This window comes from Schinkia azotoformans LMG 9581, from assembly GCF_000307855.1.
Taxonomy (GTDB): Bacteria; Bacillota; Bacilli; order Bacillales; family Bacillaceae_J; genus Schinkia; species Schinkia azotoformans.
Genome location: NZ_AJLR01000047.1, coordinates 27,924 through 48,738, shown reverse-complemented (window position 1 = coordinate 48,738; position 20,815 = coordinate 27,924). Strand labels below are relative to the sequence as shown.

Below are 20,815 nucleotides of genomic sequence, written 5' to 3'. Positions count from 1 at the left end.
GGTGCTGGAGCTAGACAATGGAAAAGCAATCGGATTAATGCCGATTGTTTTTTTCTACTATAAGTAGAAAAATTTTATGGATTATAGTATAAGAAAAGACATCGTAATTTGCCATTATGGGCAAATTACGTGTTTTTCTAATTTTAATTGAACATGGTAAAATATAGTGTAGAATTGATGTTTGCGTGTTTTACTTTAGGGAGGTTTATGGATGACTAAACAAAAAATTGTATTAATCGATGGCAACAGTATCGCTTACAGGGCTTTTTTTGCATTGCCGCTTCTAAATAATGACAAAGGGATCTATACGAATGCCGTTTATGGCTTCACGATGATTTTAATGAAGGTTTTGGAAGATGAAAACCCATCGCATATTTTAGTTGCCTTTGATGCCGGAAAAACGACATTTCGCCATCAAACATTTTCCGAATATAAAGGTGGTCGTGAGAAAACACCGCATGAGCTTTCTGAACAATTTCCATTTATTAGAGAAGTGTTAGACGCGTTTAATATACCGAGATATGAACTGGAACTTTATGAAGCGGATGATATTATTGGGACCTTAGCGAAAAAGGCGGAGAAGGAACAAATCGAAGTGAAGGTTATTTCCGGTGATAAAGATTTATTGCAGCTAGTTTCTGATTATGTGACAGTTCTCCATACAAAAAAAGGCATCACAGATGTAGATACATATGATGTAGATCAAATTAAAGAAAGATACAATTTAACGCCGGATCAGATTATTGATATGAAAGGGTTGATGGGAGATTCATCGGACAACATTCCAGGTGTTCCGGGGGTTGGTGAGAAAACAGCGATTAAGCTGTTGACCCAATTTGGTACTTTAGAGAAAACGCTCGAATCGATTGCGGAAGTAAGCGGAAAAAAACTTCAGGAAAAGTTAGCGGAAAATATAGATCAAGCCTTGATGTCGAAGAAATTAGCTACGATTAATTGTGAGGCTCCTATTGAAATCACAATCAATGATATTGCACGTCAGGAAATAAATAAGGAAAATGTCATCAAAATTTTTAAAGAGCTTGGCTTTAATTCGCTGCTGGAAAAGATCGGTGACAGCGATTCATCGTCAGAGCTTCAAGAAATCGAAGAAATCACTTATGAAATCGTAACGGAACTAACAGCAGATATGCTAATAAATGAATCTGCTTTAGTTGTTGAAGTGATCGAGGAAAATTATCATGAAGCCGAAATTGTTGGTTTTTCGTTGGCAAATAGGAAAGGAAAGTTTTTTATTTCAACGGATCATGCTTTAGCATCTGAAAACTTCAAAAATTGGCTAGAGGATGAGAATGCGAAAAAATTTGTTTTTGATGCCAAACAATCAATCGTCTCACTTAAATGGAGAGGAATAGATCTAAAAGGAATCGAATTTGACCTTTTAATTGCTTCCTACCTATTAAATCCAGCAGAAACAAATCATGAAATTACAGATTTCGCTAAACGAAATGGTTACATGAATATCAATGTCGATGAGGCTGTGTATGGTAAAGGTGCAAAACGCAAGGTTCCGTCAGTTGGAGAATTAGCCGATCATCTTGTTCGAAAAGCAGACGCCATATTTGCCGTAAAGGATAAGGCAATTAAGGATTTAGAAAATAATAATCAATATGATTTATTTAGAAATCTTGAACTGCCATTATCATTTATTTTAAGTGAAATGGAAACGACCGGTGTTGTCGTAGATATAGATCGTCTAGAAAAAATGGGTGTTGAACTCGATACTCAATTAAAGCAAATGGAAGAAAAAATTCATGAACTTGCAGGTGAACCATTCAATATTAATTCACCTAAACAGCTAGGAGTCATTTTGTTTGAAAAGTTGAATTTGCCTCCTGTGAAAAAAACAAAGACAGGCTATTCAACATCTGCGGATGTGCTTGAAAAATTGGTCGATGCCCATGAGATGATTCCGCTTTTATTGAATTTCAGACAATTAGGAAAGTTAAAATCAACCTATATTGATGGGCTTCTGAAGGTTGTTCACAAGGATACAAGTAAAATCCATACCCGCTTTAATCAAGCTTTAACACAGACGGGAAGATTAAGTTCGACTGAACCAAATCTGCAAAATATTCCGATCCGCATGGAGGAAGGACGAAAAATCAGGCAAGCCTTTATTCCATCCGAACAGGGCTGGGTTATTTTTGCAGCGGACTATTCTCAAATTGAATTGCGGGTAATGGCTCATATTTCACAAGACGAAAAATTAATGGCAGCTTTCAGAGAAGGCAAAGATATTCATACAAAAACAGCAATGGATGTATTCCATGTGAACGAAGAAGAAGTAACTTCCAATATGCGCCGCCAAGCTAAGGCAGTAAACTTTGGTATTATCTACGGCATTAGTGATTTTGGTTTATCTCAAAACCTGGGAATTACGAGAAAAGAAGCTGGTAAATTTATTGATCAATACTTAAAGAGTTTTCCAGGTGTAAAGAAGTATATGGATGACATTATTCTTACAGCGAGAGCAAATGGCTATGTAACAACAATTCTAAATCGACGCCGTTATTTGCCTGATATAACGAGCAGAAACTTCAATATTAGAAGCTTTGCTGAGCGTACCGCTATGAATACACCGATTCAGGGTAGTGCAGCCGATATCATCAAAAAAGCTATGATTGATATGGCGGAGCGTTTGAAAAAGGAACAACTGCAAACAAGACTTTTACTGCAGGTCCATGATGAATTAATTTTTGAAGCACCAGAAAATGAAATTGAAAAACTAAAACAAATCGTTCCTGAAGTGATGGAAAATGCCGTTAAACTTGATGTTCCATTAAAAGTCGATTATTGCTTTGGCCCAACCTGGTTTGATGCAAAATGATGAAGGAGTTGAAGTGATGCCTGAACTGCCTGAGGTTGAAACAGTTCGCAGAACATTAGTAAAGCTAGTCAAAGGCAAAAAAATTGACCGTGTCGAGGTCTTTTGGCCGAAAATAATAAAAGAACCAGCTGATGTAAGTCAGTTCCAGTTCCTGTTGAAAGGGCAATCCATCGTAGATATAGGAAGGAGAGGGAAATTTCTAAAGTTTATTCTCGATGACTACACTTTAGTTTCCCACCTTCGGATGGAAGGCCGCTACGGCCTGTACAAACAAGAGGAACCGTATGATAAACATACACATGTACTGTTTACATTTACAGATGGTACTGAACTTCGCTATCGTGATGTACGGAAGTTTGGCACGATGCATCTTTTTCCAAAGGGCAATGAAGAAAAGGAATTGCCTTTAAATCAGCTCGGGGTTGAGCCTTTTTCCGAAGAATTTACAGTTGAATATTTAAGAGAGCGGTTAAAGAAAACTGACCGTAAAATAAAGGTGGCACTTTTAGATCAAAAAATAGTCGTTGGACTTGGCAACATCTATGTCGATGAGGCCCTATTTAGAGCGGGCATACATCCGGAGCGATCAGCGAACTCGCTGACACATAAGGAAATGAAGCTCCTGCATCAAGAAATAATCGATACATTACATGAGGCAGTAGAAAAGGGCGGAAGTACAATTCGTTCTTATGTAAATAGCCAAGGTGAAATCGGACTGTTCCAGCTGGAGCTATTTGTTTATAGCAAAAAAGGGGAACCATGCCAAAACTGCGGAACACCGATCGAAAAAACAACAGTAGGTGGCAGAGGAACACATTATTGTCCGAAGTGCCAGAAACGAAAAGTGTAAGCGACCGTTCAGCGAAGTTTACGAGTCGCTGGTCGCTGGAGCTATACAAATGTTAGGTGAAAGGAGGAGAAAGAATGACAACAGTCTTAGGATTAACCGGAGGAATTGCCAGCGGTAAAAGCACGGTAGCGACTATGCTAAGGGATCTCGGGATTGTAATAATTGATGCAGATGTTATCGCCCGAGAGGTAGTTGAAGTTGGGGAAGATGCTTACTTTAAAATTATAGGGGCATTCGGAAGAACCATTCTTCATGATGACCGAACTATAAATCGTCAGAAACTTGGCGAGGTCATCTTTAATAATGAACAAAAGAGAAAAGTTTTGAATAGCATCGTTCATCCAGCTGTTCGTGAAAAAATGAGTCGGTTAAAAATGGAGTTTATTGAAAAAGGGGAAAAAATAATTGTTTTGGACATTCCCCTGCTTTTTGAAAGCAAACAAACCCATTTAGTTGAGAAAGTTATACTTGTATATGTTGACCGTGACGTTCAGGTAAAACGATTGATGCAGAGAAATGGTTTATCTGTTGAAGAAGCAGAAGCAAGAATTAACTCACAAATGCCATTAACCGAAAAAATTCCATTAGCGGATGCCGTTATCAATAATAATGGTTCAATTGAAGAAACAAAGGAACAATTATTGGCAGTCTTAAAACAGTGGGAATTAATATAGCATATTCAAAATAAAATTATTATTTCATAAATATTTTTATAAAAATATGTATTAGCCTAACAATTGGAGTTATATTTATGTTATACTATTTGTACTGAAAAGATAAAAAAAGTATAACACAATCCGGAAGGAGACAATAAGGTGAAGGCAAGAGTAGCGATAAATAGTTTTGGGCGTATAGGTAGAATGTTTTTTAGGAGTGCAATTCTAGATGACACATTTGAAATTGTAGCGATTAATGCAAGCTACCCAGCTGAAAATTTAGCACATATGTTAAAATATGATAGCGTCCATGGAAAATTCCAAGGTAAAGTTGAAGTTGAAGAAAATGCAATCATTGTTAATGGCAAACGTGTTCAATTATTAGATCAACGTGACCCTAAGCTTCTCCCTTGGAAGGAATTAAATATAGATATCGTTATTGAAGCAACAGGGAAGTTTAACTCAAAAGATAAGGCAATTGCACATATAGAAGCAGGTGCGAAAAAAGTTATCATTACAGCTCCAGCTAAAGGAGAAGATGTTACAATCGTAATGGGTGTAAATGATGAAATTTATGATCATGAAACACATCATGTAATTTCAAATGCATCTTGTACAACTAACTGTTTAGCACCAGTAGTTAAGGTTTTAAATGAGCAATTTGGTATTGAAAATGGATTAATGACAACTGTTCATGCCTATACAAATGACCAAAAGAATGTTGATAATCCACATAAGAAAGATCTTCGTCGTGCCCGTGCATGTGCACAATCGATTATCCCGACATCAACGGGTGCTGCTAAAGCAATCGCAACAGTAATGCCTGAAATGGCTGGAAAACTACATGGTATGGCTTTACGTGTACCTACACCAAACGTTTCTTTAGTAGACTTAGTAGTAGACTTAAAACGTGAAGTGACTGCTGAAGAAGTAAATAATGCTTTCCGTAAAGCTGCTGCCGAGGGACCAATGAAGGGCATTTTAGGAATTACTGATGAACCGTTAGTATCCATCGATTTTACAACGGATGATCGTTCAGGTATTGTTGATGCACTTTCAACAATGGTTATCGGTGGCAAAAAATTAAAAGTATTAGTATGGTATGACAATGAGTGGGGTTACTCCAGCCGTGTAGTAGACCTAGCAAGATTAGTAGCTAAAGAAATCGAAAAAGCAGCGACAGTAACTGTTTCTTAAAGCACAAAATAGACAGATGGTCATTTGATCATCTGTTTTTTATATATTGTATACATTATAAAGATAAATGTTTGGTAAATAGTTGCAAAAGCATAATAAAGAACGTATACTATGAATCGTGTAAACTTTATTCATCGGTAGTTTTTCGAGCTTGCTCGAAAAACTCTGGGCGCCAATACACCAAGGCGCATTTGACAATATAACGAAGAAAAAAATGTGGCTACTTAAAGGGTTAGGACCTCTGAGGACTAACTTTCCCCCGTTGTAGTCAGCATAACGCTTCGGTAGACTTTCCAAAATTCTATTAGAAGAGGGGGACGTACTATGGATACGATCGGTCGTCATGTTATTTCGGAGCTTTGGGGTTGTAATGTTGAAAAGCTGAACGACATCAACTTGATTGAACAGACGTTTGTTGACGCAGCCCTTAAGGCTGGTGCTGAGATTAGAGAGGTAGCTTTTCATAAGTTTGCTCCACAAGGTGTAAGTGGTGTAGTAATCATCTCTGAGTCACATTTAACCATTCATAGCTTTCCAGAGCATGGTTATGCAAGTATAGATGTATATACTTGTGGTGATCGAATTGATCCCAATGTAGCGGCGGATTATATTGCCGATGAACTTGAAGCGATTACACGTGAGAATATAGAAGTACCACGTGGAATGGGTCCAGTACAAATTAATCAAAATGTTGGAAAAGCTTTATAATGATGAAAATTACAATGAGAGGCATAGGCGTGTCTCTCTTTTTTTGTCTAGCTCCAGCTCCCAGCGACTAGCAAACTTCACACTTCTTCACTACGATAAGTCAACATCAGCTCGTACCTCGCTGTGTTTCCTTTATCTCATTGCGAAGTGCTCCAGTTTGTTCGTCGCTGAACGGTCGCTTCCGCTTTTCTAATTTACCAATAAAAAAACTTGTGAACATAACAAATTTTATATATCATATAAGTAAGAAAAGTTTATCGCCAATTGACGGAGTTGATTTTATGAGATGTCCACATTGCCAATATAATGGGACAAGAGTTCTCGATTCACGCCCAGTAGAAGACGGACGATCCATTCGCAGAAGAAGAGAATGTGAAAAATGCCAATACAGATTTACAACATTTGAAAAGGTTGAGGAGACCCCATTAGTTGTTGTGAAAAAGGGTGGAACACGAGAGGAATTCAGTAGAGAGAAGATGCTGAGAGGCCTCATTAAGGCATGCGAAAAAAGGCCTGTTCCCCTGCAAACTCTAGAGGACATTGTCAGTGATATAGAAAAAGAATTACGTAATCAAGGAATCTCAGAATTTAAAAGTGAAGCAATTGGTGAAATGGTCATGGATCAATTAGCAAAGGTAGATGAGGTAGCTTACGTACGCTTTGCTTCTGTATATAGACAATTTAAAGATATTAATGTGTTTATTGATGAACTAAAGGAATTAATAAAAAAGGATTAGAAAAGGGCTTCTCGATAAGAAAGCTCTTTTTCCCTTTTCAATTCATAATTTTTTAGGATTAACAAGAAGGTGGGGTTATACATGAGCGAGCATTGGAAGGAATTGCTCCCGATAGATGACTATATTGTCAGAACAAATGGGATTCTTCAAGACTTTGACCGGAAAGTACTGACATTATTATATCAACCTTTAATTGGTGCGCTTTGTTATAGCTTGTACATGACCCTTTGGAGTGAAATTGATGTTAATCGATTATGGGGTGATAAAAATAAACATTATCACCTAATGAATTTGATGCAAATTAATTTGGATTCTATACTTAATGAAAGAAAAAAACTTGAAGGAATAGGACTGTTAAAAACATATTTAAAGGATGGGGAAACTAAAACATATATTTATGAACTTCAACCTCCCCTATCTCCAGAAAACTTTTTTAACGATGGTTTACTGAATATATATTTTTATAATCGTTTGAGCAAGACAAGCTTTAATAAAATAAAACATTTTTTCACAGATAAGAGTCTTAATGAAAGTGATTATAAAGATGTCACAAGTAGTTTTACCGATGTTTTTATGTCGTTAAATCCTTCTGAGTTAAAGACATCTGAAAATGAATTGTCTAATGACCTTACAGTAGATAATCATAATGAATTTATAATTAGAAATGATGCACCAGACATTTTTGTATCTAAAGATAATTTTGATTTCGATTTATTTTTTGCGGGTATATCCGACTCGTTAATTTCATTAAAAGCATTTAATCCAAAGGTTAGAGAGGTTATTGCTAAGCTATCCTTTATCTATTCTTTTAATACAATTGAAATGAAAAGTATCGTACTTCAGGCGATAGATGAAAAAGATGAAATAAATATTGAACAATTGAGAAAAGCTGCTCGCGATTTTTATCAATTTTCGCATGGAGAGGCTTTGCCAAGGTTAGTGGAAAGAATACAACCATTGAATTATCGAACAATGAACCTAAAAGATCCGCAAAATAAAGAGGAACAATTAATAAATCAGCTAGAAAATATTTCTCCATATCAATTGTTAGTCTCCATTTCAGGCGGAGCTGAACCCTCAGTTAGTGATCTTAAAATTATTGAAAATGTGATGTTTAACCAAAAACTAAATCCTGGAGTCGTAAATGTTCTGATTTACTTTGTCATGCTTAGAAGTGATATGAAACTTACCAAAAATTATGTGGATAAAGTTGCTTCGCATTGGGCGAGAAAAAAAGTAAAAACGGTAAAAGAAGCAATGGACCTTGCAAAGGAAGAACATCGTAACTATCAAGAGTGGGCACAACTCAAACGAAAAAATAATTCGAAATTCCCAAGCTCTAGTATAGAGAATGATGATGTTAATTCTTTTTCTTCTTCAGATGAAATTGTAAGAGATGATCATGAACTAAGAAAAGAATTGTTGGATTGGCTAGAGGGAAAGAAGGATTAAGGTGCTATGATTTGAATATTAGGGCAAAAAGGATGAATATTGGGAGGTTTTTAAATGGGGAAATCATTATCTTTTAAAGCTCGTGAAAATACTCGTGCACAAATGATGCTTCCTTCAAGTTATTTTATAGTTGCAGATGACTGGATTGACAAATTAGGAGAGAAAGCTTATTGTGCTTGGATTAAAATGTATGCATGGAGTTTTCAATCGGGCCAAAATAATTTTGAAATTGAGCATATTCCCTTATCAATAGAGTCATTAATAAAGCATTTTAAAATGAATTTGGACAATATAATATCTTCAATTATTAAGCCACTATATGAATATGAATTTATTGAGTTGTCTGAAGGAGAAAACGACATTTCAATCATAGTATACCCTTATCCTTCAAATAGGTTCGAATTATCAGTAAAGCCGCTTCAAAAAGTTCGTTTATTTGAAGAAAATTGTACTGTATTTAAAAAGGAAAAACCTCTGACCCCCAATTTCATTTTCCTTTGGTTGGATAGGAATACTCAGAAAATCAAAAAAAGACACGAACGAATTGGATATATTGATATTAAAGTTACAGATATCGAAAAACAATATGCTGTTGTAGCTGGAAAAATAAATGATTCAGCTTTCATTGAAACCCTTGATGCAATTTTAAAGTACCATTTGAAAGAAATTACTAACTTTGAAGAGACTTTTCGAAATATATATTTACAATACATTCATCAAGAAAATTCTGTGAAGAAAATTCCAAAGTTTTTACAAACATGGTTTGAAAATGATAAGACGATAAAAAAGATGAATCAACGCTATCAATCTCTTAAAGTTCGAGATATAAAAATAGAAGCTGCAATAGAAATGTACAGGTTATATTACAGACTGATTACGCCATATAAGTTTGTTGAAATTTTAGAGTTAATGTTATTAGAAAAGGAACCGATTAAGAATTTTGCTGAAATATACAGCAAACATTTGGTAGCTAAATTAGAGGTAGAACAACTAGATGCTAGAAAAAATGATAGATTAAAAGCAATAAGGGAAACAATTGTAACAGGTGCAAAAGAACGGAAAAAGGAACAGTTACGTAACAATCCTCAACTTCGTAAACATCTTCGATTAAAAGGTAAAGAGATAGATACCGAGAGTGTAATTCCAACATATGAAGAATATGAGTTTTCACTTCAAGAAAAAGAAGAAATGGAACAAAGAAGGTTAGAATTTCTAGACCAGTTAAAAAATAAAGGAGAAGATAAATAGTGAAAAGAGTTGATAAAGTAATTGAACAATTACTTGAAGATACTTTTCCGGGTGGGGAAATTAAAACAATTGAAAAGACAGTTTGTAGTGGATGTAGCGAACAGGTGACAATTAAGCAAATACCGGTTTTGGGAGGTATTAATAAAGGAAAAATTCAGCAATTTAAAATTGGGTGTAAATGTGCGGATATTGAATTAGCTGATAAAATAAAAAAAGAAAATGAAAGTTTGAAAATAGATAAGGTGTTTAAGTATTTTGATAAATACTCTTTAATTAATCTTGATTTAACAAAAGCAAGCTTCGAGAGTTTTGAGGCTCAAGACCCCTCCCAAAATATAGCTTGGCAAAGTTGTGTTCAGTATTGTTTGAATTTTAATAAGGATAGACCGGAAAACTTAATATTATACGGTGAGCCAGGTAGAGGAAAATCACATTTAGGTGTTTCTATTACAAAAGTAATGATGGAAAAACATCATGCAAGTTCTTTATTTATTAATGTTCCAAAACTGATAACTCTTATTAAAGAGTCCTTTAATCGGAATGGTAGTAGTGATTTGAGCTCGTATGACATTTTGTCAATGATGAGAGAAATTGATGTTTTGGTATTGGATGACTTAGGTGCTGAGTTAGGATCTGACTATGATATAAAGTTTATTTTTGAATTATTGGACGATCGAATGGGAAAGCATACCGTTATTACAACTAATTTGAATTTCGCAGGCTTTGAAGATCAATTTGGAAAAAGAAATACATCAAGAGTTGTTAGAAATGCGACAGTCTTAAAAGTGGAGGGCCCTGATTATAGATTTAAAAGTGCCCAAAATATAAAAAATTGGAGATAATATATTTTTAGCATAATTACTAAGTAATATACGCAAATCAAATAAGAAAATTTTTGTCTACAATTAGCGCTAGTCCCTGTGACTAGCGCTTTCCTTTGCAAATTTTTAATCATTTTTTCCAAGTTGTCCCCATATACATGTAACAGGTATTTGCTGTGAAAACAGCAAAAGGGGGACCATATAAAAATGATTACAATACAATTTCGTGAAAAGAAGGACGCAGCTTTACTTTTTCAACTAATAAAAGAACATAACCATCCTAATACCGAGCATGTTCATTTAAATATTATTTATGAGCCTAAGGTGCTCGTGAAAATAAATTTTAAAGAATCATTTGAAACCGTTATTTCTACTGTCATTATACCGGTGTTATTAAAATACATCATAAAAATAGTTGAAGTGCGCTGGATGAAGGAAATGATCCGAAATATGTTTTATTTTTCTGATGAGGAGGAACAGCGCCAAATTATGTCGATAGCAAGATCAATCATTGACGGTGAAAAACATGAGGTTCCGATGATTTCCGAAATGAATGAACATCTACCTAGGGAAAAAATGATCGAAAATGCATTACAGGATTTTTTAACGGCTAGTGTTTCATTTTCATTTGAATCGTTTTTACAATTTCGCTTAAAGGAGTATCGATTTCGTCTAGTTCAATACATTGAAGCAGCCATTGATGAATATAAACTGGAGCAGGAATATCAAAACTTCGTTGAAAACCTCCGTGGCTATGTATATACGAAGGAAGCCTTAATGGAAACTATTCATTTAGTCTATGAAGAGGAATTTTTCTTTTTTGATAGAAATTTAAATGAAATTAGCCATGAAGAATTAAAATATTTGATTGATGAACAACTCATGCAAATTGAAGATATTGATACGGATTCTTTAGTGATTGCTCCGTTGATTTCCATTGCACCTAGAACCATTTATTTGTATACGGACCTAATGGATCACGGGCTAGTTCAAACGATCCAAAACATTTTTTTAGAACGAGTTGTGCTACAACCTTTGCAATCTTTTAAACAAATAGATGGAAAGATGTCAAATTAAAAGTAACTTGATTTTATTTGATAAATGTGGATATAATACGTACATAGCAATTTTAAATCATAATCAGTTACGATAAGGACATGAGTTATTTTTACGGTATATTAGAGAGGAAAGCCATGGCTGCAAGCTTTCTATACACGAAAGGTAGCTTACCACCTTTAAACTTCAACGGGAAAGAACCGTTGACGGCAACAACCGTTATCTGACTTCAAGCCACAGGAAGAGTGCAAGCATATTTTGATATGCTATCTTCCGACAATTCAGGAACGAGAAGATCTAGGAAGTGAAGCTTTGAGGAACGGAGCGTAGGCTTTCCCTACGTGAGTACCGAAAAAGCGAACTGACGACGAGATTCGCAGTTCATCAATTGTCGGATGTGGGAAGAAGGGTGGAACCACGAGACCAACACTCGTCCCTTGTTTTAGGGATGGGTGTTTTTTTTTATTTTTCAAAAGAAAAAGGAGTGTAACAAAATGTCAGAAGTTATTAAAGTTTCGTTTCCTGATGGTGCTGTGAAGGAGTTTCCAAATGGAACGACTACAGAAGAAATTGCAGCATCGATAAGCTCAGGATTAAAGAAAAATGCTTTAGCCGGAAAATTAAATGGAAAAGCAATTGATTTGCGTACTCCAATCACAGAAGATGGGGCGATTGAAATCGTCACATATGACACACCAGATGGACTTGAAATTCTACGCCATAGTACAGCGCATTTAATGGCACAAGCGATTAAGCGTTTATATGGCGATGTGAAATTAGGAGTTGGCCCTGTGATTGAAAGCGGATTTTATTATGATGTTGATATGGAACAACCATTAACACCGGAAGATCTGCCTAAAATTGAAAAAGAAATGCAGCGAATTATCGATAGTAACCTACCGGTTGAACGCCAAGAGGTAACACGCACAGAAGCGATTAAAATGTATGAAGAAATTGGTGATCCGTTAAAGGTAGAGCTAATTAGTGCGATCCCTGAAGGAGAAAAGATTACAATTTATTCACAAGGAGAATTCTTTGATCTTTGCCGTGGTGTCCATGTGCCGTCAACAGGAAAACTTAAAGTGTTTAAATTAATGAACATTGCTGGCGCGTATTGGCGCGGTGACAGCAATAACAAAATGCTTCAGCGTATTTACGGAACGGCTTTTCCTAAGAAAGCACAATTGGATGAGTATTTAAGATTACTTGAAGAGGCTAAAGAACGTGACCACCGTAAACTTGGCAAAGAATTGAATTTATTTACAGTATCGCAATTGGTTGGGCAGGGTCTTCCACTATGGCTTCCAAAGGGTGCGACCATTCGCCGCCAAATCGAAAGATATATTGTAGATTTAGAGGAAAGACTTGGATACAGCCATGTTTATACACCAGTTCTGGCAAATGTAGAACTTTATAAGACTTCTGGTCACTGGGATCATTATCAAGAGGATATGTACCCGCCGATGGAAATGGATAGCAATGAATCATTAGTTCTTCGTCCAATGAACTGTCCTCATCATATGATGGTTTATAAAAACAGCATGCACAGCTATCGTGAACTGCCAATTCGGATTGCAGAGCTTGGTACGATGCATCGATTTGAAATGTCGGGAGCTCTATCCGGGTTACAACGTGTACGTGGGATGACTTTAAATGATGCTCATATTTTTGTACGTCCAGATCAAATTAAAGATGAGTTTAAGCGCGTAGTTAACTTAATTTTAGCGGTATATAAAGATTTTAATTTTAATGATTATGCATTCCGCTTATCCTATCGTGATCCTAAGGATAAGGAAAAATATTTTGATGATGATGCAATGTGGGAAAAAGCTCAATCCATGTTAAAGGACGCAATGGATGATCTAGGCCTTGATTATTATGAAGCTGAAGGAGAAGCAGCCTTCTATGGTCCAAAGCTTGATGTTCAAGTAAAAACAGCTTTAGGAAAAGATGAAACATTATCTACAGTTCAATTAGACTTCTTGTTGCCGGAGCGTTTTGATTTAACATATGTAGGAGAAGATGGCAAACAACATCGTCCGGTTGTAATCCACCGTGGAGTTGTATCAACAATGGAACGCTTTGTGGCTTTCCTGATTGAAGAGTATAAAGGGGCCTTCCCAACATGGTTAGCACCGGTTCAAGCAAAAGTAATTCCAGTATCAAGCGATGTACATCTTGATTATGCAAAGCAAGTTCAGGAAAAATTACAATTAGAAGGCTTCCGTGTTGAAATCGATGAACGCGACGAAAAGATCGGTTATAAAATCCGTGAAGCACAAATGCAAAAGATTCCTTACATGCTTGTAGTCGGCGATAATGAAATTAAAGATCAAAGTGTAAATGTTCGTAAATATGGCCAAAACAACTCTGAAACAGTTCCATTTGATCAATTTGTTGAATCACTTAAGGCTGAAGTGCAGCGAAAAGGAAAGGCAGAATAATGAAGTAAGAAATTGGGCTGACCCTTAATAGGATCAGCCCAAGTCATTTCCAAAATAAAATACTTGCAACTTTGCTAATCATCATGTAATATAAAGAGCGTTGCTAATAAATTAGTTTTGTATGTTGACACAGATGGATTAATATGTTAACGTATAAAGGTCCAATTGAATATTTCTTTGTGGAAAAAGTAGAGGCACCCGCTTCTCACCTGATTGACGCACTTAAGACGTTGTTGACAGGTTATACGCAATCTTAAATAATGAAGATCGTGAAACGTGGGTGTAGTATGTATGCCGACGTTTTTTTTTCGTAAATAAAACGTCGCCCAAACGAAAAATTCAGTGAAAAAACCCTGGAGGTGGCTAATTATTAGTAAAGACTTATTTATTAACGAGGAAATTCGCGCACGTGAAGTTCGACTCGTTGGTGCTAATGGCGATCAAATCGGTATTAAGTCGAGAAACGAAGCTTTGGAAATGGCGCAAACTGCTAATTTAGATTTAGTGATGGTTGCACCTAATGCAAAACCACCTGTTTGCCGCATAATGGATTATGGAAAATTTCGTTATGAGCAGCAGAAGAAAGACAAGGAAGCACGTAAAAATCAAAAGGTTATCAATATTAAGGAAGTACGCTTAAGTCCTACTATTGAAGAACATGATTTTAATACGAAGCTTCGCAATGCAATAAAGTTCCTTGAAAAAGGCGATAAAGTAAAGGCTAGTATTCGTTTCAAAGGTCGTGCAATTACACATAAAGAAATCGGTCAAAGAGTTCTCGACCGTCTTGCTGAGCAATGTGCAGAGATCGCAGTCGTTGAACAAAAGCCGAAAATGGAAGGTCGTAGTATGTTTATCGTATTAGCGCCTAAAACTGAGAGTAAATAAAAGTAGTAATTGATGCATTACTCGATACAACAATGATTCTAAGGAGGAAATCCCATGCCAAAAATGAAAACTCATAGAGGTTCAGCAAAGCGTTTCAAAAAAACTGGAAGCGGCAAAGTGAAGCGTTCACACGCATATACTAGCCACTTATTTGCAAATAAAGAGCAAAAAGCAAAGCGTAAGCTTCGTAAAGGTGCTTTAGTAAGTGCTGGTGACTATAAGCGCATCAAGCAAATGATCTCTAACTTATAAGAGACATCTAATTCAAACAATCAAAGAAAAAATAGCAGATATTATTTCGGACATAGATCTTAGGAGGGAATCACATGCCAAGAGTTAAAGGTGGTACTGTAACGCGTCGTCGTCGTAAACGCGTATTAAAATTAGCAAAAGGTTATTTCGGTTCAAAACATACATTATTTAAAGTTGCAAAACAACAAGTAATGAAATCTTTAATGTATGCTTATCGTGACCGCCGCCAAAAGAAACGCGACTTCCGTAAGCTTTGGATTACACGTATCAATGCAGCTGCACGTTTGAACGGTCTTTCATACAGCCGCATGATGCATGGCTTAAAGGTTGCTGGCATCGAAATCAACCGCAAAATGTTAGCTGAGCTAGCTGTAAGTGACGAAAAAGCATTTGCAGAATTAGCATCAAAAGCTAAAGCAAGCATTCAATAATAATAGAAAAGCGAAAGCGACCGTTTAGCGATGTATAAACTGGAGCACATCGACTGAGATAAAGGAAACACGATAAGCGAAGCGAATCGATGTTGACTTATCGTAGGGAGATGGGTGAAGTTTACGAGTCGCTGGTCGCTGTAGCTAGACATCGACATAAATAAAGGTCATTCCGCATTTAGTGGGATGACCTTTTTTAATAATGATAGGAGAAGAGAAACCTTGTATGTGTTAATAGGATATTTCATCATAATCAGCATCGTGGGCTTTATATTAATGGGGATCGATAAGAAGCGCTCGCAAAAAGGACAATGGAGAGTGCCGGAAATTAGGTTTTGGACGATTGGCCTTCTCGGCGGCGGAATTGGTCTTTATATGGGGATGAAGACGTATCATCATAAAACAAAGCACAAAACATTTACAATCGGCATGCCGGTTGTTATTTTAATTAATTTATTATGTTATGGGTACGCAGTTTATGTACTAAAATAAGGGGCTATATGCCCCATTTATTCAGTCTTATTTAAAAAGTTTCGAATTGGATTTTTCCAGTCGATGCGGGCATTCGGATAATGTTTTTTAACCTCTTCCTGTATTTTCAAAAAGTCTTCGCGCTCTAATCCTTGCAATTTATCAGGGTCCTTAGCCCAAATAAACACAGAGACGACTTCAAAGGCATTGTCTGTCGTACCTAAATATTTTTCCCCTTCAAACAAAACACCTTTATATGTAAGCAGAAAGTTTTTTCTAACGTTCTCATGGATGTCCCAAAAATAAAACTGCTTTTGTTCGTGGGCCAATTCTAATTTCCGCTTGGGGTTTGCAATATATTTAATCGTTTTCACAATAAGGAATATCATCAATGCGAGAATTAATAGTCTAAATAGGATGACGCCAAACATAAATACCCCTCCATTCAGAAAAGCTTCATCATTATAATTATATTATACGGATAAACGACGAAGGAAGTTTCATAATGCAATAATTTTTTTCGTGATTTGGTATAATATGAATATCTAGAGAAGGATAGAGGGGATTTTGGTGTTAACAACGTTATTTGAACTGCAAAAGGAATTGGACACACGAATTGAAAAAGAGCATGGGCTTGAGCAAGCAGATTTAATGGATAAAAAAATTATGGCATTACTAGTTGAGCTTGGCGAACTAGCTAATGAAACACGTTGCTTTAAATTTTGGAGCAAAAAGCCAGCGGCTGCACGGGATGTTATTTTAGAGGAATATGTTGATGGGGTGCATTTTATTTTATCAATCGGGTTGGAGTTGAAAATGCAAGATCAGGTTACCTTGGACCCGAAAGACGAATATAGGGACTTAGTGGAGCAGTTTCAACTTGTATTTGCAAGTATTATAGAGTTTCGAAAGCAATTAAATTTGGAAAACTACCATAATATATTTAACGAGTACATAATATTAGGTAAACTATTAGGATTTTCTCCAGACGATATCGAAAAAGCATACAAATTAAAAAATGAAGTGAATCATAAACGGCAAAATTCGGGATATTAATTAAGAAAAGCGCTGAAGCTAGACAATGGTGTGCAAAATTATATACTTTGTAGATCGTGTGAAGGGAGTTTTTTATACATATGGTTAAACAATTAGATGAAACATTGATGATGCTAAAAGATTTAACAGATGCCAAAGGGATTCCCGGTGATGAGCGGGAAGTACGGGAGGTAATGAAAAAATACATTTCTCCGTATGCAGATGAAATAACATCCGATAATCTTGGCAGCCTTATTGCTAAAAAGGTTGGCAAAGAAGACGGTCCTAAAATAATGGTGGCCGGACATTTGGATGAAGTTGGATTTATGGTTACGCAAATTACTGAAAAGGGCTTTCTAAAGTTTCAAACAGTGGGTGGCTGGTGGTCACAGGTTATGTTGGCTCAACGTGTAACGATCATGACGAAAAAGGGAAATATCCCTGGGATTATTGGCTCAAAACCACCACATGTGTTGTCACCTGAAGCCCGAAAAAAAGTGGTTGATATAAAAGATATGTTTATTGATATCGGGGCAACAAGTAAAGAAGAGGCAATGGGCTGGGGAGTACTTCCCGGTGATTCGATTGTTCCGTACTTCGAATTTACGGTCATGAATAATGAGAAAATGTTATTGGCTAAAGCATGGGATAATCGCATTGGTTGTGCAATTGCAATCGATGTTTTGAAGAACCTTAAAGGGGTAGACCATCCGAATGTTGTTTACGGGGTTGGAACCGTTCAAGAAGAGGTTGGATTAAGAGGGGCAAAAACGGCAACGGCGCAAATTAAGCCAGATATCGGGTTTGCTGTAGATGTTGGTATTGCTGGTGATACTCCTGGAATTACTGAAAAAGAGTCCGTTAGTAAAATGGGTGAAGGCCCGCAAATCATTTTATATGATGCATCGATAGTCTCTCATAAGGGGCTTCGTGATTTTGTCGTCGGCGTTGCGGAAGAAAATAATATTCCCTATCAATTTGATTCCATGGCTGGTGGCGGGACGGATGCCGGTTCGATCCATTTAACGGCAAATGGAGTACCTGCGTTGGCGATCACAATTGCTACACGTTATATTCATTCCAACGCGGCTATGCTGCACCGTGATGACTATGAAAATGCGGTAAAATTAATTGTTGAAGTCATCAAGCGATTAGATGACGATAAAGTGAAAGAAATTATTTTTGACTAAACAAACAAAAAAACGAGGCCATTCATTAGTTAAGAAGACCTCGTTTTTTTATATTGCTTTATTATTTCATTGCTTTTGTAAGCCGTCCTTTAAGTTGGATAGCATCTCTTCTTTTTCGTCCTCATTCGCATTTTGCCAAATGACTTCAAATAGCACGCCAAGTCCAGGAAGCATTTTCTCCTCTTGGCTGCGGATTGCATCAATAATTGTATCTTCCAACTCTTCCTTTGTGTTGCTTGCAACATTTTGAATAATTGCATGGCGTAAATTTAAATTCATTAGAAGGCACCCCTTTTTTTACAAGTTTCAACATTAGTTTCCACAAAATTTTATGGATTATGTAAAAATTTCTATTTTTTATATATAATGAGTAATGAAAAGAATTTATGGGGTGGATAATTATGATTACACGGATTGAATCAACGCAAAATCCACGTGTGAAGCAATGGAAAAAGCTGCAAACAAAAAAAGAGCGAAATAAAACGGGTTTATTTTTAATAGAAGGTCTGCATTTAATCGAAGAAGCTTTAAAGTATAAAGCCTATGTAAAAGAATTGATTGTTCGCGAGGGAACAGAATATTCTTTATTGGACGCGCGGGATATTGATATTTTTGAAGTAACAGAAGATATAATGAATACTATTTCAGATACGGAAACACCTCAAGGCATCGCTGCTGTCTGCGGAATGAAAGGCCCAACACCGATTAATATCGCAACAGCTAAGCTTCTCTTAATAGACAATGTTCAAGACCCTGGAAATCTTGGAACAATGATTCGGACTGCGGATGCTGTTGGAATGGATGCTGTTATTTTAGGGGAAGGCTGTGTCGATTTATACAATGGCAAGGTTATAAGGTCAACTCAAGGTTCTTTATTCCATATTCCGATTATGGACGGGAATTTAGATGTTTGGATTAAACGGCTAAATGTTATTGGTGTGCCGGTATTTGGGACTGCATTGGAAGGGGCACGCAACTTTAAAGAAATCGAGCCGCATAAGCATTTTGCCCTCCTTGTCGGTAATGAGGGAAATGGTGTGGACCCTAAATTATTAAAACTAACGGATGAAAATTTATACATTCCGATTTATGGACAAGCTGAGTCTTTAAATGTTTCGATTGCAACTGGAATCCTTTTGTACCATTTAAGAGGATAGCTCGATAAATTTATAATTGGGTTTGCCTCCAAGCGGATCTTATACTATAATGATAAAGATAATTTTATACATAAGCTGTGAAGGAACATAGTACGTTACCTCTCGACTTGTCAGGGAGAAGATGCCATAGACTGGAAGCATCTTTAGGATCGATGTAGCTGAATTCACTCTGGAGCTGACACTTGTCCGGTTGAATAACCGTTATTGCAATGAAGTGAACGGTGCATTTATATTGCACTGTTAATTAGGGTGGTACCGCGAAAGATAAGTCTTCGTCCCTTTTGGGATTGAAGGCTTTTTTTATTTATATAAAGTTTAAGGAGGATTTAAATGGAAGCTCAGTTAAAAGAACTACAAGCAGAAGCTCTTCTGAAAGTTGAGCAAGCGGAAGACTTAAAAGCATTGAATGAGATCCGCGTTGCCTATTTAGGTAAAAAAGGTCCGATTACGGAAGTATTACGCGGCATGGGAAAATTATCTGCAGAGGAGCGCCCAGTCATTGGTCAATTAGCGAATGACGTACGTGCTGCCATTCAAGAAAAGCTAGAAGAAAAACAAGAAAGATTTGAAAAACAAGAAGTAGAGAAAAAGTTGGCAGCTGAGCAAGTTGATGTCACTCTTCCAGGACGTCCGGTACGTGCAGGAAATCATCATCCATTAACTGCTGTTATTGAAGAAATTGAGGATTTATTTATTGGCATGGGTTACCAAATTGCTGAAGGTCCAGAGGTAGAAACTGATTATTATAATTTTGAAGCACTAAACTTACCAAAAAGCCATCCTGCTCGTGATATGCAAGATTCCTTCTACATAACTGAAGAAATTTTGCTTCGTACTCAAACATCAACAGTTCAACCTAGAACAATGCTAAAGCATGAAGGTCGTGGACCGGTTAAAATTATTTGTCCGGGCAAGGTCTATCGCCGTGACAATGACGATGCAACCCATTCCCATCAATTTATGCAAATCGAAGGACTCGTTGTTGATGAAAATATTCGCATGAGTGACCTTAAAGGAACACTTGAAGTATTTGCGAAAAAGATGTTCGGTGAAGATCGTAAAATCCGCCTCCGCCCAAGCTTCTTCCCATTCACGGAGCCATCAGTTGAAATAGATGTTTCCTGTATGTGTGGCGGTCATGGCTGTTCAATCTGTAAGCATACTGGCTGGATTGAAATACTAGGTGCAGGTATGGTACATCCGAATGTACTTGAAATGGCCGGCTTTGATTCAAAAAAATACACAGGATTCGCATTTGGTATGGGACCTGAGCGTATTGCGATGTTGAAATATGGCATTGATGATATCCGTCATTTCTATACAAATGATATCCGCTTTTTAAAACAATTTAAACGGGTTTAAGAGGAGGCTACA

Annotated in this window: 21 protein-coding genes and 2 other annotated features; of the genes, 19 read left to right on the top strand and 2 right to left on the bottom strand. The window is 36.6% G+C overall.

Going from position 1 to position 20,815, the window contains the following annotated elements; all coding sequences use genetic code 11:
* Positions 1–211 precede the first annotated feature (211 nt).
* The 15 genes from polA (at position 212) to BAZO_RS08615 (ending at position 16,080) form a co-directional block, all read left to right on the top strand.
* Complete coding sequence (gene polA, locus BAZO_RS08685) at positions 212–2,848, top strand: DNA polymerase I (protein WP_003331046.1); 2,637 nt, start codon at positions 212–214, stop codon at positions 2,846–2,848.
* 16 nt (positions 2,849–2,864) lie between these two features.
* Positions 2,865–3,698 (top strand): DNA-formamidopyrimidine glycosylase, encoded by an 834-nt coding sequence (gene mutM, locus BAZO_RS08680; RefSeq protein WP_003331045.1) that lies wholly within the window; start codon positions 2,865–2,867, stop codon positions 3,696–3,698.
* Between the two features lie 74 nt (positions 3,699–3,772).
* On the top strand, positions 3,773–4,372 hold the full coding sequence (coaE, locus tag BAZO_RS08675; RefSeq protein ID WP_003331044.1) for a dephospho-CoA kinase: 600 nt from the start codon (positions 3,773–3,775) through the stop codon (positions 4,370–4,372).
* A 141-nt stretch (positions 4,373–4,513) separates the two neighbouring features.
* Complete coding sequence (locus BAZO_RS08670; protein ID WP_003331043.1) at positions 4,514–5,551, top strand: glyceraldehyde-3-phosphate dehydrogenase; 1,038 nt, start codon at positions 4,514–4,516, stop codon at positions 5,549–5,551.
* A 324-nt stretch (positions 5,552–5,875) separates the two neighbouring features.
* Positions 5,876–6,259 carry an adenosylmethionine decarboxylase gene (gene speD / locus BAZO_RS08665; protein ID WP_003331042.1) on the top strand — a complete coding sequence of 128 codons (384 nt, stop codon included), beginning with the start codon at positions 5,876–5,878 and terminating at the stop codon, positions 6,257–6,259.
* A 281-nt stretch (positions 6,260–6,540) separates the two neighbouring features.
* Complete coding sequence (nrdR, locus tag BAZO_RS08660; RefSeq protein WP_003331041.1) at positions 6,541–6,996, top strand: transcriptional regulator NrdR; 456 nt, start codon at positions 6,541–6,543, stop codon at positions 6,994–6,996.
* 81 nt (positions 6,997–7,077) lie between these two features.
* A complete protein-coding gene (locus tag BAZO_RS08655; RefSeq protein WP_003331040.1) occupies positions 7,078–8,448 on the top strand; it encodes a replication initiation and membrane attachment family protein in 1,371 nt (456 codons plus the stop codon).
* Positions 8,449–8,502: 54 nt separating this feature from the next.
* Positions 8,503–9,696 carry a hypothetical protein gene (locus tag BAZO_RS08650; protein ID WP_003331038.1) on the top strand — a complete coding sequence of 398 codons (1,194 nt, stop codon included), beginning with the start codon at positions 8,503–8,505 and terminating at the stop codon, positions 9,694–9,696.
* Positions 9,696–10,538 (top strand): ATP-binding protein, encoded by an 843-nt coding sequence (locus tag BAZO_RS08645; RefSeq protein ID WP_003331037.1) that lies wholly within the window; start codon positions 9,696–9,698, stop codon positions 10,536–10,538. The genes BAZO_RS08650 and BAZO_RS08645 overlap by 1 nt, the downstream gene beginning before the upstream one ends.
* A gap of 186 nt (positions 10,539–10,724) precedes the next feature.
* A complete protein-coding gene (ytxC, locus tag BAZO_RS08640; RefSeq protein ID WP_003331036.1) occupies positions 10,725–11,594 on the top strand; it encodes a putative sporulation protein YtxC in 870 nt (289 codons plus the stop codon).
* Positions 11,595–12,067: 473 nt separating this feature from the next.
* Entirely contained in the window at positions 12,068–14,017 is a 1,950-nt protein-coding gene (gene thrS, locus BAZO_RS08635) for a threonine--tRNA ligase (protein WP_003331035.1), read from the top strand.
* 180 nt (positions 14,018–14,197) lie between these two features.
* Positions 14,198–14,330 (top strand) — a sequence feature (ribosomal protein L20 leader region).
* Between the two features lie 29 nt (positions 14,331–14,359).
* Entirely contained in the window at positions 14,360–14,905 is a 546-nt protein-coding gene (infC, locus tag BAZO_RS08630) for a translation initiation factor IF-3 (RefSeq protein WP_003331034.1), read from the top strand.
* Between the two features lie 54 nt (positions 14,906–14,959).
* Positions 14,960–15,157 (top strand): 50S ribosomal protein L35, encoded by a 198-nt coding sequence (gene rpmI, locus BAZO_RS08625; protein ID WP_003331033.1) that lies wholly within the window; start codon positions 14,960–14,962, stop codon positions 15,155–15,157.
* Positions 15,158–15,231: 74 nt separating this feature from the next.
* Positions 15,232–15,588: a 50S ribosomal protein L20 gene (gene rplT, locus BAZO_RS08620; protein WP_003331032.1), complete on the top strand. Its 357-nt coding sequence runs from the start codon at positions 15,232–15,234 to the stop codon at positions 15,586–15,588.
* 228 nt (positions 15,589–15,816) lie between these two features.
* Positions 15,817–16,080, top strand: coding sequence for a DUF1294 domain-containing protein (locus BAZO_RS08615; RefSeq protein ID WP_235786720.1), 264 nt, complete (start codon positions 15,817–15,819; stop codon positions 16,078–16,080).
* 17 nt (positions 16,081–16,097) lie between these two features.
* Here BAZO_RS08615 and BAZO_RS08610 read toward each other — a convergent pair whose 3' ends face one another.
* A complete protein-coding gene (locus tag BAZO_RS08610) occupies positions 16,098–16,490 on the bottom strand; it encodes a hypothetical protein (protein WP_003331030.1) in 393 nt (130 codons plus the stop codon).
* Positions 16,491–16,629: 139 nt separating this feature from the next.
* Between BAZO_RS08610 and BAZO_RS08605 the strand changes: the two genes are divergently transcribed.
* Both BAZO_RS08605 and BAZO_RS08600 read left to right on the top strand, forming a co-directional pair.
* A complete protein-coding gene (locus BAZO_RS08605; protein WP_003331028.1) occupies positions 16,630–17,115 on the top strand; it encodes a dUTP diphosphatase in 486 nt (161 codons plus the stop codon).
* Positions 17,116–17,195: 80 nt separating this feature from the next.
* On the top strand, positions 17,196–18,284 hold the full coding sequence (locus BAZO_RS08600) for a M42 family metallopeptidase (RefSeq protein ID WP_003331027.1): 1,089 nt from the start codon (positions 17,196–17,198) through the stop codon (positions 18,282–18,284).
* A 66-nt stretch (positions 18,285–18,350) separates the two neighbouring features.
* Here the strand turns inward: BAZO_RS08600 and sspI are convergent, their stop codons facing one another.
* Positions 18,351–18,563, bottom strand: coding sequence for a small acid-soluble spore protein SspI (gene sspI, locus BAZO_RS08595; RefSeq protein WP_003331026.1), 213 nt, complete (start codon positions 18,561–18,563; stop codon positions 18,351–18,353).
* Between the two features lie 125 nt (positions 18,564–18,688).
* Here sspI and BAZO_RS08590 point away from each other — a divergent pair, with 125 nt between their 5' ends.
* Both BAZO_RS08590 and pheS read left to right on the top strand, forming a co-directional pair.
* Positions 18,689–19,441 (top strand): TrmH family RNA methyltransferase, encoded by a 753-nt coding sequence (locus BAZO_RS08590; protein ID WP_039957264.1) that lies wholly within the window; start codon positions 18,689–18,691, stop codon positions 19,439–19,441.
* A 68-nt stretch (positions 19,442–19,509) separates the two neighbouring features.
* Positions 19,510–19,724: a binding site (T-box leader), on the top strand.
* A 47-nt stretch (positions 19,725–19,771) separates the two neighbouring features.
* Positions 19,772–20,803, top strand: coding sequence for a phenylalanine--tRNA ligase subunit alpha (gene pheS / locus BAZO_RS08585; RefSeq protein WP_003331024.1), 1,032 nt, complete (start codon positions 19,772–19,774; stop codon positions 20,801–20,803).
* Positions 20,804–20,815: the final 12 nt, after the last annotated feature.

Bases quoted from the DNA above. Each gene is read 5' to 3' on its own strand.
- thrS (WP_003331035.1), top strand. From the start codon at position 12,068: ATGTCAGAAGTTATTAAAGTTTCGTTTCCTGATGGTGCTGTGAAGGAG.
- nrdR (WP_003331041.1), top strand. From the start codon at position 6,541: ATGAGATGTCCACATTGCCAATATAATGGGACAAGAGTTCTCGATTCA.
- BAZO_RS08650 (WP_003331038.1), top strand. From the start codon at position 8,503: ATGGGGAAATCATTATCTTTTAAAGCTCGTGAAAATACTCGTGCACAA.
- mutM (WP_003331045.1), top strand. From the start codon at position 2,865: ATGCCTGAACTGCCTGAGGTTGAAACAGTTCGCAGAACATTAGTAAAG.
- BAZO_RS08610 (WP_003331030.1), bottom strand. From the start codon at position 16,490: ATGTTTGGCGTCATCCTATTTAGACTATTAATTCTCGCATTGATGATA.
- ytxC (WP_003331036.1), top strand. From the start codon at position 10,725: ATGATTACAATACAATTTCGTGAAAAGAAGGACGCAGCTTTACTTTTT.
- rplT (WP_003331032.1), top strand. From the start codon at position 15,232: ATGCCAAGAGTTAAAGGTGGTACTGTAACGCGTCGTCGTCGTAAACGC.
- coaE (WP_003331044.1), top strand. From the start codon at position 3,773: ATGACAACAGTCTTAGGATTAACCGGAGGAATTGCCAGCGGTAAAAGC.
- rpmI (WP_003331033.1), top strand. From the start codon at position 14,960: ATGCCAAAAATGAAAACTCATAGAGGTTCAGCAAAGCGTTTCAAAAAA.
- BAZO_RS08600 (WP_003331027.1), top strand. From the start codon at position 17,196: ATGGTTAAACAATTAGATGAAACATTGATGATGCTAAAAGATTTAACA.
- speD (WP_003331042.1), top strand. From the start codon at position 5,876: ATGGATACGATCGGTCGTCATGTTATTTCGGAGCTTTGGGGTTGTAAT.
- BAZO_RS08655 (WP_003331040.1), top strand. From the start codon at position 7,078: ATGAGCGAGCATTGGAAGGAATTGCTCCCGATAGATGACTATATTGTC.
- sspI (WP_003331026.1), bottom strand. From the start codon at position 18,563: ATGAATTTAAATTTACGCCATGCAATTATTCAAAATGTTGCAAGCAAC.
- pheS (WP_003331024.1), top strand. From the start codon at position 19,772: ATGGAAGCTCAGTTAAAAGAACTACAAGCAGAAGCTCTTCTGAAAGTT.
- polA (WP_003331046.1), top strand. From the start codon at position 212: ATGACTAAACAAAAAATTGTATTAATCGATGGCAACAGTATCGCTTAC.